Origin of the sequence: Acetivibrio sp., assembly GCF_035371925.1 — a bacterium.
In the GTDB taxonomy this organism is placed as follows: Bacteria; Bacillota; Clostridia; order Acetivibrionales; family Acetivibrionaceae; genus Hungateiclostridium.
Genome location: NZ_DAORXT010000076.1, coordinates 1 through 14,250 on the forward strand (window position 1 = coordinate 1; position 14,250 = coordinate 14,250).

Below are 14,250 nucleotides of genomic sequence, written 5' to 3' on the forward strand. Positions count from 1 at the left end.
GGATAATTAAAAGGATTTTGCAGGATGGAAAAATTTGATGGGTGTCAAACAAGCGGGAGCACAAAATAATACATTATATTATACCGGAATCATTTTGAAACTGGAAAATGACAAAGCAATCGTATTGACTGACGAGTTTGATTTTATGGAACTCAGACTCAAACCCGGTATGCAACGCGGTCAGCATGTCATTTTTGACCAGTCTGACTTATATTCTGCCGATTTCGTTACAAAGTACAAAAATATTATAAAACCTTTTTCTGTATTGATTTCTTCGGCTGCAATTTTCCTTATAATCTTTTTCAGCCTGAGATTCGCTTCAGTCTCGCAGGAATATGCCTATATAGACCTTGATATAAATCCAAGCCTGGAGCTTGTTATCAACAAGAAAGAAACAGTTATAGATGTAAAAGCTTTTAATGAAGAAGCAAAATCTATTCTCAATGAAGCAAACCCGGAAGATATGCTGTTATACGATGCTTTATCGAAAATATTGGATATTTCAAAGAAAAAAGGGTATTTAAACTCTACCAATAACATTGTCCTGTTTTCTACCTCAATAAGTTCAGCCCGGGACAATGCTTCCGAAAGGGATGAAGGTATTCAGGAAATAATATCCACTCTCAAAGTTGCTGCAGAAGACGCCGGAGTGAGATTTGAAATTATACCGTCTACTGAAGAAGAAAGACAAAAGGCTTTAGATCAGAGTCTCTCAATGGGAAGGTATGCCATATATTCAAAAGCTGTGGAAGAAGGCATTAACCTTGACTTGGAAGATGCAAGAAATTTAAGCGTTTCCGAGATTCTAAACAAATTAAACCTAAGCAATGCCTCTGTCCCCAATAATCAGGAAGGCTCTGACGTTATGCCTACAATTTGGGCTGCATCCGAACCTACTCCCAGCCCTACATCTGTTTATACTACTACAGCAAAAGAGACAGCAACACAGCATGTTGAAATACCGGAAACTTTATCAACAGCCATAAGCGTTTCGACAGCACAAAAAACTCCATCAAGTTCATATACAACTGCACCGATTTTCACCCAATCGGGCACACCTGTTCCAACTAACAGAGTAGAGATTACACTTGCGCCTACGCCTACACCTACACTTAAATCTACACCTAAGCCTACATCTACACCTACACTTTCATCTACACCTAAGCCTACATCTACACCTGCACCTACACTGACGTCTACACCTAAACCTACATCTGCATCTACATCTACACCTAAGCCTACATCTACATCCACACCTAAACCTACATCTACGTCTACATATACGGCTTCAACGTCTACACCTGCATCTACACCTACAGCTTCAACGTCTACACCTACATTATCGCCTACATCTACTCCTACGGTTTCAGCATCTACACCTGCATTATCGCCTTCTTCTACACCTACGACTTCAGCATCTACACCTACATTATCACCTTCGTCTACTCCTACGGTTTCAGCGTCTACACCTACATTATCACCTTCATCTACTCCTACGGCTTCAACGTCTACACCTACATTATCACCTTCATCTACTCCTACAGCTTCAACGTCTACACCTACATTATCACCTTCATCTACTCCTACAGGAACCGACTTGTTAACTAGGGTTGAGTTGCAAGCATACAATCACATCAGAGACTCTGAAACCAAAGAGCTTCAACCCAGAATCAAGCTTATAAACACCGGAAATACGCCAATAACACTCTCTGATGTGAAAATCAGATATTACTATACAAGGGACAGAGTAATCAATGAAATCTTCACTTGTGACTGGTCAAACATTACTGCTTCTAAAATAACAGGAACTGTAGTTCATATGACCGATGCAAAACCAAACGCTGACAGCTATATTGAAATAGGATTTACTGATAGTGCCGGCATTCTAAAACCCGGCCAAAACGTTGAAATAGTGAGCAGAACCGGAAACAGCTATGCTTTAAGCTTGGCAACCCCGCCATACTCAGAATGGAATTATATGTATGATCAAGAATCCGACTATTCCTTCAACAATGCTTCTAAAGACTTTGTAGTCTGGGATAAGATTACTGTGTATATTTCAGGAAATCTATACTGGGGAATTGAACCCTGAAAATAAAAAAATAAAAGGGGCTGCCCGTCAAATCGAGCAGCCTCTATTTTATTATGTCAGTATCAAGAATTAGATAGAATGATTAATTATTGCTTTAGTTTGTCAATAATATCACTTATCCTTTGCAATCCATTCAAGTTCTTCGCTTAATTTCTGAATTTCTTTCATAGAATTAAAGACATTCTCAATTTTATCCCTCTGATCCTGCATCGATGCAGACATTTCTTCAGAGGCCGCCGCATGTTCCTGCGAAATTCCGGCGATGCTTTCCATTTCTCTCTGTATTTGCGAAAACAGAAGAGTGGTATTCTCTATCATTTTTAATTCTTTGTCGATATAATTGCCAATATCCTTAAATGACTGGTTCATCCTGTCATAGCTTTCACTTACTTTGCTTACAATGGTCTCTCCTGCTTTGGTTGCTTCGGTTCCGCTATAGACTTTATCCAATACCGCATTTGCTTCGTCCTTTATTTGTGTTATAACCTGATGGATAAGTCCAACTGTTTGGGTACTCTGTTCTGCAAGCCTTCTAACTTCATCTGCAACAACAGCAAATCCCTTACCTGATTCTCCAGCTCTTGCCGCCTCAATTGCTGCGTTTAAAGCCAGCATGTTAGTTTGCTCAGCAATCTGCGTAATTCCTTCCAGAAATTCATTTACCTTATCCATACTCTCTTGGAGTTTTAATACTGTAGAATAAGACTCACTTACCGCAGTATTAATAATATCCATTTGCCGATTCATTTCTCCTATATTTTCCACACCTTCATTTACAATCTGAACAGTTGAAACAGAAACTTTGGCCATTTCCCTTGAAATTGATGCAGTATCAGCCACAAGTTTATCCGCATCCAGCATCATAACATTAATATTGCTTACACTTTCCGCTTCCTCGCCAATACCTTTTGTAACCTCTTCTACCGCCAGTGCAACACTATCACTGGATTCCTTAATTATCTGTAAAGTTGTGTTGCAATTTGCTATATCATTGTATAAAGATGCAGTACTTTTCTTTAACAGATTTATAGTATTCTCCAATTCTTCCAACAACTTTCTAGAACTATTTTCTTTTTCTATTGCATGATGGATTATTTCACTTCCCCATCTAGTAGCAAAGTATAAAAGCAACACGATAAAATCCATCTTAACCAAATCTGATATAAATTTCTGTATACCCATTGCTCCTACTATTGCCTCAACAATTATACAGTATAAATTAAAGCAACCGGCATAAATGATATAATTCTTCTTGTTTAAATACAGGGTCATAGCACATGCGGGTATAACCAATACAAGAATCATCGTATCTTCTACTACTGAATTGGGTGAAAAATAAACGCTTACCAGCGAAACCATAACCGACAAACACATAATCAGACCTATAATGCCATTATATTTCCTTTTGACAAAGAAAACTGTTGAAATAATCATCCCAGCTGCAAAAATCAACCCCGAAATACTTTCAACATTAATTACGGAATTTGATGAAGACATAGTCATTCCCAAAACAAAGCATACCGCCAAATATGGCCAGAAAATAAATAAAAGAGCTTTATTTACCCTCTTGGCATGGCTCTCTAGCGTAAGTTCCTTCATACCCACAACCTATCCTTTCTTTGAAATTAGTATAATTGATACACATCGTGCCATTATGAGAAAATTTTTTGTAAAAATTGCCTAGTCCTTGCGTACAGAAATGCCTAAAATATGTATTGCTTTAGCTTGTTTATAATTTGACATCGTTATGTAAAACTATATTCGACATCCCTTTTTAAAATCCTCTCTCATAAATGAGAGTTGTATGGAGGAACATATTGCCATGAGCTGTAAAGCTTGCTTCTTAAATTTATATGTAGCTTCTCAAAAGTCTTATCCAGTGCATAAAGTGTTTTTAAAATCTTGTCTTCACGGCAATTTTCTCCCATATGCCCGATTCGTATCACCCTGTCCTTCAAAAATCCAAAAGCTCCTGCAATTAATATATTGTGTTCGTTAAGCATCATATTGGATATATCGGCAAAAGTTGTCCCTTTCGGTACATAAAAAGTTGTAACAGTATTGGAGAAACCGTTTATAGGATACAATTCCAGCCCGCTGTTTACCAGAGCAGTTCTTACTGCGTTTGCAATGCTTCTGTGTCTCTCAAGGCGCAGGCTGTCTTCTATGAGCCTGTCAACAGCCACTCTTAGCGCATAAATATCACTAACCGGCTGAGTATACGGAAACCATCGCTCCTCATACCAGCTTTTCCATACGGACAAGTTGCAGTAATAGCCCGTAATCGGAGTCTTCCTTTTCAATATGGCATTCCATGCATCCTGACTTATACTTAAAAAAGTCAGTCCGGGAGGTGCGGAAATGCATTTCTGAGAAGCACCCAGCACAATATCGATATTCCACTCATCCGTCTCCAAAGGCTCTCCCCCTATAGCTGAAACCGAATCAACAATGGATAAAATCCTATATTTCTTTAGTATTTTGCAAATATCGGCTATAGGATTCGTTATACCTGAAGGGGTTTCACAATGTACTAGAGTTGCTGCTTTGAAGTTTCGGTCCTTCTTAAGAAAATCTTCAATCACATTTACATCGACAGCCTGGCGATAGTCAAATTTCAAATATGTAGCTTCTCCTCCATACATCTTTACATAAGAGCCAAATCCGTTTCCAAATATGCCGTTATCAATGCACAAGACCCTGTCCCCCGGTTCAATGATTGATGCACAGGAAGCCTCCAAGCCTAAAATTCCTTCCCCTGACATTATAATTACATCATTCTTTGTTCTAAGAAGCTTTTTAAGTCTTTCACCTGTTTCCTTGTAAAATTCGAAAAAGCTTTCGTCCACATCGGGATTTATTATTTCCTGCAGCATGGCTCTTCTTACATCTTCATGAACATATGTGGGGCCCGGAGTCATTATCAATGGTTTATTCATTGCAATCCACCTCTTTTTTCTTTGTATCTTTAAAATCATTGTTTATTCATATTGCATTGTTAATACATACATATATGTATAAAGCGTATCGATACATTTTAAAACTGTATCGATTAGTTTATAGTATTTTAATAGTGTGGAAGATTTTTGTCAATAACCAAATTGAATCAATAATAAACCGATAATGCAAAAACCCGGGAACCAATACTTCCCGGGCTTTCCTTAAAACAGGTCATTTATACCGCATTGTGTACAAAAGATACAATTGCCGATATCGGTATATCGGTCACCGAACCGACAGTGTATACCGGATATCCGTTCCATCCGCCAGCTGTAACTGCTCCAACTTCACTGGCAGGCTGTATATATCCGCCATAGCCTTTTCCGTAACCATGACCGCAATCGTACGGATTCTTATAATCATGGCCATAGCCTACATTAAAGTTTGAACATGCATTACCGAGGGAACATGCCGGAGGAGGACCGATTCTTGTAATGAGACGTACAAAGCATTCGTTTACCGAGAGAATAACTCCGGTAAAACCTGCACCGGATTGTCCTCCGCTTTTTGTAAATATAGTCACTGTTTCACCAATATACTTTGACAGTAAAGCAGGAAAACTTACGTCTCCATAGCCTCTGATTTCATCAGCCATTCCTGATACCACCTTTCCATTTTATTTTCAATTGGTTTCTATGATACATATTATGTTAATCTCTTTGCAAAGGTTACATATCAAGGAATCATTATTTCAAATTATCCCTCGGTTATATCACTTATTTCCAAATGTAAGGTGTCATATTCTTCCGGGTTTCTGCTTCTAGCATTAGGATACAAATGAATTTCAAGGCTGACGCTCTTTGCATCTTCCATGCTTCTTCCGTCAAGGGAAGCAATTTTATATCCTATAATATTGTAAATATTAAAGGGTATAACTCTCCCTTTTCTGTCTATAAAATCAATTTCTATCTTTTCTATTTTGGAATCGCCGGGATTGGTCCAATATGGCTTAAATCCGATACTTACAATTCTGCCTTCTGCTCTGTAGGCCGGAATCATAAGTACACATCCCTTTTTCATCATATTGGTGAGAGCCGATTTCAGTTCTTCTATTTCTCTGTAATTCATATTGTCTCCTCCCGAAAGCACCTTTACCGGTTTCACAATATACTAAATAACAGCATCAATACAACTTCAAGTAAAAAACCGATAATCTAATACATTTTATGTATACCGAACTTCATTTGTTACATCCCAAACAGTAAACAACAGATAAAAAGCCCTGCAAGCATCACTATAAAGTGACTCTGCAGGGCTTTGCCAACCCGAAGAATATCCGTGGTGTAGTAAATCCGATTTAAAACGGAAATTCCTTGTTCATTTTATTGTGCTTAAAGCTCTTGGTCCTCTTGGCATAATCATCTACAATATGGCCGTTGCCAATCAGTTTGTATTTGTAAATCAACAATCCGTCAAGTCCTACCGGTCCCCTTGCATGAATCTTACTTGTACTGATTCCCACTTCGGCTCCGAATCCATACCGGAATCCGTCACTAAAGCGCGTGGAACAATTCCAGAATACGTTGCCCGAATCTACAAGGGACATAAAGCTTGCTGCATTTTGCTTGTTATTTGTGATTATACTGTCGGTATGTCCCGAACCGTAAGTATTAATATGATTTATGGCTTCATCCAGATTCTCAACTACCTTTATAGACAGCTTGTAGTCAAGATACTCCGTCTTCCAGTCCTCCTCAGTTGCCGGCGTAACAGGTATAATCTTCTGTGTTTCACTGCAACCGGCAAGCTCCACATTTTTTGCATCCAACGCTTTCTTTAGCTCAGGCAAAACCTTTGGTGCAATATTTTTATGAACCAGCAATGTCTCCGTTGCATTGCAGACGGCAACATACTGGGTCTTGGAATCCACAACAATTCGAATTGCCATGTCAATGTCGGCATCCTCATCTATATAACAATGGCATATTCCGTCTGCGTGACCCATTACAGGAATGTTGGAATTATCCATAATATACCTGACAAATTCATTTGAACCCCTCGGGATAATAAGGTCAATATATTTGTCCATTTTAAGCATTTCATTTACATCTGCCCTTGTCTCCAAAAGCTTGAGCCAGTTTGAGGGAATTCCAACCTCTTCAGTAGCTTCAGTAATAATTTGGGCAAGTATCTTATTAGTCTGACTCGCTTCGGAACCGCCTTTTAAGAGAACGCCGTTTCCGCTTTTTAAGCAAAGCGTCGAAATCTGCACAAGGGCATCCGGCCTTGACTCAAAAATAATTCCCACTACTCCTATAGGGCATGTAACTTTATAGAGCTCAAGCCCTTCATCAAGCTCAGTGGAAAGAAGGGTCTTTCCCACCGGGTCCTCCAGCTTTACCAGACTGTTAATGCCATCTATTACATCCGAAATCTTGGCTTCATCAAATTTCAATCTCTTAAGGAGAGGCTCTGCAAGTTTTTCCTCCTTGCTTCTTTGCAAATCTTCATTGTTTGCCTTTATAATCTCGTCTTTTCTCTCCATTAACAACCTGGCAATATTTTTAAGAGCTTTGTTCTTCAATTCAGTTCCTGCGGCTGCCAGCCTTATAGAAGCCTCCTTAACCTGAAAGGCCATTTCATTTATACTCATATGAATTTCCTCCCATCAAAACTTAGGTGCTCTTTAATATAAATTGCACTATATATCCATTATAACACAAACATATCCAGCAAACCACTTAAATCCTTAATTACAGCACAATGATTATACTTTGAAAATTCATTCTCTTCTGTCGTGCCTGTAAGAACCGCTACAAAATCCACTCCCGCATTTTCTGCAGTCCTTGCATCTACCGTACTGTCCCCTACAAAAAGAACTTCTTCCTTCCCACAGCCAATTTCCGCCATGGCTTTCAAAAGTCCTTCGGGGTCCGGTTTGTGCACTGCAACATCTTCACCGCCGATAATTATATCAAAATACTGTAAAAGTCCGTCCCTCTTCAATATATCCTCTATTCTGTACCTGTATTTCGTAGACACAATTCCTGTTTTTACATTTAGGCCCTTTAGCTTTTTTACAACACATTCGACAGTATCAAATACTTTAGTGCCGTCACACATAACAACATCTGCTCTTTCTTTAAAGTATTGACGAAAAAGCTCGGCATTGGAATCGGAGGTATCACCGCTTAGCTTCACAAAAGCTTCGGACAGCGTAAGGCCTATTGTTCTGCAAATACTATCCGGTGAAGATTTGGAATAACCCATTTTTTGCAGTCCATAATTAATACATTCTATAACACCTTTGGATGAATCTGCCAGTGTATAGTCAAAATCAAAGAATACTGCTTTGTATATACTCATTATCCACCTCAATAAAATCTGGTTTTCTAATGATTATACCAAAGCAAGTATTCTTTATCAATTAAAACATTATCGTAATATTGGCATAGTTTTCCTTATAGCATGCTATTATATATACTCTTTGGTTTCAGTTGAATCATTGATTTTCCATATGCCGTCAACCTTTATGAGGCTGCACTCTCCGGTTATTCTGTAATTCCTAAAGTTCGGACCGCTTTCCTTGTTTATTGTATAAACATAACTTACTTTCGCCTGTCCCTCACCTTTTGAAACAACCTTCAGGCTTTCTATGTTATAAGCAAGATCATAGGTTGCAAATAAAACTTCCAGATTTTCTTTTGTCTCATCTTTATACAATTCATCGGTCATGCAGCTAAAATATGCGGTAATATCTTCGTTTTCCAGCGACCTTATTATTTTGTAAACCGCAAAATTCAACTCAAAGTCACTGTCAAACACCAAAGTTTTTCTAGCAATTTTCAAATTATTAAATGAATATTTTGCAAGCTCCTTCACCCAGTCAGCTATATAGTCGGCCGGAATTGCAGCATTGACATTTTGATTTGAAACTCCATAAGCCATTATTCCCACGACATTACCCTTCATGTCAAATACAGGGCCTCCGGAGCTTTCCTTTGAAACCGAAGCCGTTAACTCCATTGCATCGGCCAATCCGGCAATCTTAAATCCCTTTATGCTTCCTTCTGAGATGATATTTTCAAGCCTGTTTGATTTACCTATTGCCACAACCCTGCTACCTTTGGCCAAAGACGCTTTTGTGCCAATCTTAAGCGTTTTTACTCCTGTATCAACTGTGGTCTTTAACAGTGCGAAATCCTTTGACTTATCGAATTTTACAATTCCGTCCACATCATATACTTTTCCGTCATTTGCTGTTATTTTAACAACCACAGCGTTTTTAACCAAATTATAGTTTGTCGCAAAGAGCCCTGTTCCAACAACAAATCCACTACCCTGAGAAACAATCCTCTTGTTCTCGTCATAGGCTGTTATCGAAACCACACTTTCACCTAATGTCGCTATCTCCTTTGCACTAAGCTTCGGCTCATTTACCGGAGAATTGCTTGCAACAGGTGAATCTGACGGTGTCACCTCGGGTTCCGTAGGCGTTGGTTCCAAAGTTGCTGACGGTTCCGGAGATTTTAACGGTGTAGGTGTAGGCACAGGTGTCGGTTCGGGGTCAGCCTCTATTTTTTCTATTAATTCAGAAAGCTTCGAAGATTTTGCTTCATCAAGGCTAATATCAATACCTTTCTCTACTGCTTCCATGTAAAGATGATATCTTCCCATTGACATATCGTTTTCCAAAGCCTTCTCTCTTTCTTCTAAGTCCACAGCCACTGTCTTATGGTGGATAGAACCATTACCCAATTCTTCCATTCCCTGTTCTATAACTTCTTTCAACTCATTGAGTTTTTGATCCTTTTTCGTTTCGGATTTTTTCTTCTTATCATTTAATGCCATGGAAACAAGCACATAATTCTCATTATCACTTGAAATGTAGCCTAGTGATTCTGCTTTTTCAAGAATCAGCGCCATGGCAGATTTGATATCTTTTTCTGCAAGTTCAAGGCTTTCCAATACCTCTGATGCGTCTTGGTTCATTGCAGTAGCGTTGACAACTTTATGTTTACTATTTACCGTAAATTCAAGGCTTGGATTAATATCAACACTGACATAAGCGTATTCACTACGTGAACCGTTGCCCATCATGTTGCGGCCAAACAGGAATATCAGCACAAAAGCAGCTGCAACCGATGCTATCCTGGAGAAGTTTCTAATATTGCTTATGCGTGAGAAATTCTTTATTTCAGATTTCTTACTGTTTGACACCCGTGAAAAGTCCACTACTCGCGAAAAATCTACTACACGGGAAAAGTCCACTACTTTTGACTCCTGTGAAGACTCCTCTCTTACAGTTTCCTTGCTTCCCGATACTCGTGAAAAATTCTTGATGTTATTAATCCGCGAAAAGCCTTTAATATTGCTTACCCTTGAAAATCCCTTAATTTGGCGAGTTTTTTGGATTTCTTCTATACGCTTGCTTGAAGGAGAATACCTGTATACTTTACTCTCAGGTTTATACACATCCTCTTCGTCAAAGCTTATAAGTTTGCCTACTACCATACCAGCGCGCTTTTTTATAGCAATCAATCTAGTGTCATCTGTGCGAACAATAGCTCTGTCCTTCCGTATTTCAACTATTACGCCGATCATTTTCATATTATATCCCCCACTTACCCCATTTTGGAATATAGTGCCAAACCTTAATACTGCTCGTTAAGATAATGCATAAGAATCCGGGTCGCTTTAAAGAAAAACATATTCTACTAATTATTTCGGAAAATTTGTCCGATAATATTAGAGTAAAAATGTTTACAATAAAGGGATATTTATGCCAACCAAGGCCCGGCATTCAATAATAGAGTTCGGATATAGCAAAAAATAAAAGCTCGGGACATCGAGTCCCTTCGCTTTTGCCTCTTTCATTTCATTCCAAGAGGCCAAATCAAAAAAGCCGCCCAAACTCTCCGTCAGGCGACCTTAAATCAGACTAAAACAATATTTTATTCTCACTTTTAACTATCACTATGGCCTTTCTGCCCATTTAAAGCCAAATACACTTCCGCAAATTCCTCCGACCAAATGGGCCAACTGAGAAATGTTGTCTTTAACGAAAATACCGTTCATAACCTCTCCTCCCAGATAAATCACAACAACAAGTATGAAGGTTATGGGTATTCTTCCTTTTTCAAAATTGACAAAGGAACTTAGCAAAATAAACATAAAAACAACACCGCTTGCTCCTAAAAGGGCCGTATTGGAAAAAAGAAGTATGTTTACAATTCCCGTAACCACAGCCGTTACTGCTATCATAAAAGTAATTCTCTTCGAGCCGTATTTTTCTTCAAGCATGGGCCCAAGAAGCAAAATCAGAAGAAAGTTGTTCATATAATGTTCCCAGTTCGCATGTCCCAGTATATGTCCAAAAAGCCTCAAATAAAAAAATATATTGAAGGGACTGCTGCGATATACCGAAAACAGCAATGAAGTTGTATATCCATGGGTTAGCTTCTGAAGTATCAATGCTCCCAGCGATAAAAGCGTCATTGTGAGTATGACCGGTGAATTATAATGCAAACCCTTGTATCTGCTTTGTAAACTCACTTATAAAATTCCTCCCCTTTTCACTCATTATCAAACACTTTTACGGGTCTTAACCTGTTTTCAAAAGTTCCGTCTCCCAATTGTCCAAAATCGTTCTTCCCCCATGCCCATACCGTTCCGTCATTTTTATATGCTATGGTACACTCCATACCTGCCTGTACTGCTATAACTCCGGTAAGCCCTTCCACCTTTATCGGAACAGTACTTTTCATTGTTGTTCCGTTTCCTAGCTGTCCAAAATCGTTTTTACCCCATACCCATACAGTTCCGTCAGCTCTCAATGCCACTGTATGGCTGCTTCCGGCATCAACAGCTACAACATCCTCAAGCCCTTCAATCTTCTGAGGCTCCAAAATATAATTTGTTGAACCGTTTCCAAGCTCACCGTAGAAGTTTCCTCCCCAAGTCCATACAGTACCGTCACTCTTTAATGCTACCGAATGAGTCTGTCCTGCAGCTACCGAAACAATATCGGTAAGGTTTTTGGCTTGATTAGGTTCAAAATAAATATAAGTATAAACATTGTGGTGTTGTTGCGCACCATTTCCCAATTGTCCCCAGACGTTTTCCCCCCAGGTCCATACCGTTCCGTCCTCTCTTAATACAACTACATGTCCTGTCCCGATATCCGCCATTTTTATGTCTCCCAAACCTTTTATTTCCCACGACAAATATTCGGCATCCTTGGAACTGCTTATGGGAGGAAGCGAATGCAGCCAGACCGTGCCATCATTCTTTATTATGAGGGTACGGGAATAATTCGCCGCCACATATTTAATGTCCGAATGGGTCTCAACTTTAATGGGAGTATTTATGGTTCTTTCCCTTGTAACAGGATCCCTTTCAGTATATTCTATTAATTGAAGACTGTAATTGTTTCCCCATGCCCATAAAGTACCGTCTTTATCTAGTGCCAGCGTGTGCTCACTACCTGCCGCCACTGATTTTATTCCGGTAAGACCGTCTATCATAACGGGTTTATCCTCAAAAGGTGTGTCACCGAGTCCCAACTGCCCCTTCCCGTTGTCACCTAAAACCCATACTGTTCCGTCATTCTTTAAAATCACCGAATGAGCATAACCCGACTGGAACCGAACGATACTACCGTCACTTTTATCCACCTCTCCGGGAAGCTTGTCCACAGCTCTTAATAAATACTTTTTCAGCCATGAAAAATCTATTGAATTTATTTCTCCGTCAGCATTTACATCCGCTGCCTTAATACCTTCGGCGGAAAAATCATCCTTATCCTTTAACTTGAGTATATACTTTTTTATTAACATGAGATCGCGGGAATCTACTTTAGAATCTCCGTCTACATCGCCCAAAAGCGCGCTTTTACTGCCGGCTGCGAAAATTGAAGCAGCTCCGGATACAGTGACAAAACATAAAATGACAAGCAAGCAAACTATCTTTTTTAACACACATTTACTCATCAAAAAACTTCTCCCCCAAAAATAAATATATCGGAAAGTAAAATTAGATATCTATCAAACACCTATTTTTATAATACTATTAATAATGTAAAATTGCAATTATGAAAATTTCAACCAAATGCTTTTATAAATGGCTCTATCCTATGAACCTCTTTAGAAGTTCTTTGTCAACACAGTATTCATATGCACTCTCTTTTGATATACGTCCTTGTTGATAGAGCTCGGCAATGGATTTGTCAAGAAGCTTCATTCCCTGGGATGCCCCCGTCTGAATCATAGAAGTAATTCCGGTCACTCTGCCTTCTCGTATGAGATTACTGATTGCCGGAGTAACAATCATTATTTCCAGAGCCGCAACCCTTCCCTTACCCTCAACATCGGGAATCAATCTTTGGGATATAACTGCTTTTAGCGCACTGGATACCTGTACCCTTATCTGCTGCTGTTGGTGGGGCGGGAAAACGTCAATAAGCCTGTCTATTGTTTTTGCAGCACCCAAAGTATGCAAGGTGGAAAGAACCAAATGGCCTGTCTCTGCCGCTGTTACCGCAATACTTATAGATTCGTTATCCCTCATCTCACCTATAAATATCACATCGGGGTCTTCTCTTAACGCGGCTCTTAGAGCATTGGCGTAGGACTTGCTGTCCTGGGATATTTCCCTCTGGTTTACAACGCACTTATCATGCTTGAAAATATATTCGATAGGGTCCTCAAGAGTCAGTATATGCCCTTCCTTTGTAGAATTTATCTCATTAATAATTGAGGCCATGGTGGTAGATTTACCGCTCCCCGTAGGACCGGTTACCAATATAAGCCCTTCTTTAATCTTGCAAACTTCTTTAATCACATCGGGAAGTTTCAGAGAATCCAAAGTCGGAATTGTAGAGGCAAGTATTCTGAATACTATCGCCACAGAACCCCTTTGAAAAAAAACATTCACTCTGAACCTTGAAATTCCCGGGACTGTCATTGAAAAATCCACTTCTCCCACAGTCATAAGATGCTCAAGCTTTTCATTGTCCAAGCATTCCTTGGCATAGTTCATTGTGTCCTCACGAGACAGTATATTATCGCTAAGCGTTTTCATTTTTCCGTTTATTCTGAAAGAAGGCGCCCTGCCCACAGTTAAATGTATATCGGAAGCTTTATTTTCAACACCCGTTTTTAAAATTTCCTTCAACTCCGTCAAAACGATCATCTCCTAAATAAGTGTGATGTGTAATT

At 39.2% G+C, this 14,250-nt stretch carries 11 protein-coding genes; 1 reads left to right on the forward strand and 10 read right to left on the reverse strand.

All coding sequences use genetic code 11. The features are described from left to right. The first annotated feature begins 37 nt into the window (after window positions 1-37). Window positions 38-2,092, forward strand: coding sequence for a cellulose binding domain-containing protein (locus tag PLH43_RS10255; RefSeq protein ID WP_324362755.1), 2,055 nt, complete (start codon window positions 38-40; stop codon window positions 2,090-2,092). A gap of 111 nt (window positions 2,093-2,203) precedes the next feature. On the opposite strand, the gene PLH43_RS10260 is transcribed toward PLH43_RS10255, so the two are convergent. From PLH43_RS10260 to PLH43_RS10305, 10 genes are all read right to left on the reverse strand, one after another. Then, complete coding sequence (locus PLH43_RS10260) at window positions 2,204-3,691, reverse strand: methyl-accepting chemotaxis protein (protein WP_324362758.1); 1,488 nt, start codon at window positions 3,689-3,691, stop codon at window positions 2,204-2,206. A 188-nt stretch (window positions 3,692-3,879) separates the two neighbouring features. Beyond that, on the reverse strand, window positions 3,880-5,031 hold the full coding sequence (locus PLH43_RS10265) for an alanine--glyoxylate aminotransferase family protein (RefSeq protein WP_324362760.1): 1,152 nt from the start codon (window positions 5,029-5,031) through the stop codon (window positions 3,880-3,882). Between the two features lie 236 nt (window positions 5,032-5,267). After that, the gene (locus PLH43_RS10270) at window positions 5,268-5,687 is read right to left on the reverse strand and encodes a hypothetical protein (protein WP_324362762.1); all 420 of its coding nucleotides are present in this window, start codon (window positions 5,685-5,687) and stop codon (window positions 5,268-5,270) included. 101 nt (window positions 5,688-5,788) lie between these two features. After that, the gene (locus PLH43_RS10275) at window positions 5,789-6,160 is read right to left on the reverse strand and encodes a hypothetical protein (RefSeq protein WP_324362764.1); all 372 of its coding nucleotides are present in this window, start codon (window positions 6,158-6,160) and stop codon (window positions 5,789-5,791) included. Between the two features lie 229 nt (window positions 6,161-6,389). Next, window positions 6,390-7,685, reverse strand: coding sequence for a glutamate-5-semialdehyde dehydrogenase (locus tag PLH43_RS10280; RefSeq protein WP_324362766.1), 1,296 nt, complete (start codon window positions 7,683-7,685; stop codon window positions 6,390-6,392). Window positions 7,686-7,744: 59 nt separating this feature from the next. Continuing rightward, on the reverse strand, window positions 7,745-8,398 hold the full coding sequence (locus tag PLH43_RS10285; protein WP_324362768.1) for an HAD-IA family hydrolase: 654 nt from the start codon (window positions 8,396-8,398) through the stop codon (window positions 7,745-7,747). Window positions 8,399-8,506: 108 nt separating this feature from the next. Beyond that, window positions 8,507-10,642: a trypsin-like peptidase domain-containing protein gene (locus tag PLH43_RS10290; RefSeq protein ID WP_324362770.1), complete on the reverse strand. Its 2,136-nt coding sequence runs from the start codon at window positions 10,640-10,642 to the stop codon at window positions 8,507-8,509. A gap of 366 nt (window positions 10,643-11,008) precedes the next feature. Beyond that, window positions 11,009-11,587 (reverse strand): rhomboid family intramembrane serine protease, encoded by a 579-nt coding sequence (locus PLH43_RS10295; protein ID WP_324362772.1) that lies wholly within the window; start codon window positions 11,585-11,587, stop codon window positions 11,009-11,011. A gap of 20 nt (window positions 11,588-11,607) precedes the next feature. After that, a complete protein-coding gene (locus PLH43_RS10300; RefSeq protein WP_324362774.1) occupies window positions 11,608-13,023 on the reverse strand; it encodes a dockerin type I domain-containing protein in 1,416 nt (471 codons plus the stop codon). 136 nt (window positions 13,024-13,159) lie between these two features. Next, window positions 13,160-14,224 carry a type IV pilus twitching motility protein PilT gene (locus tag PLH43_RS10305; protein ID WP_324362776.1) on the reverse strand — a complete coding sequence of 355 codons (1,065 nt, stop codon included), beginning with the start codon at window positions 14,222-14,224 and terminating at the stop codon, window positions 13,160-13,162. Window positions 14,225-14,250 lie beyond the last annotated feature (26 nt).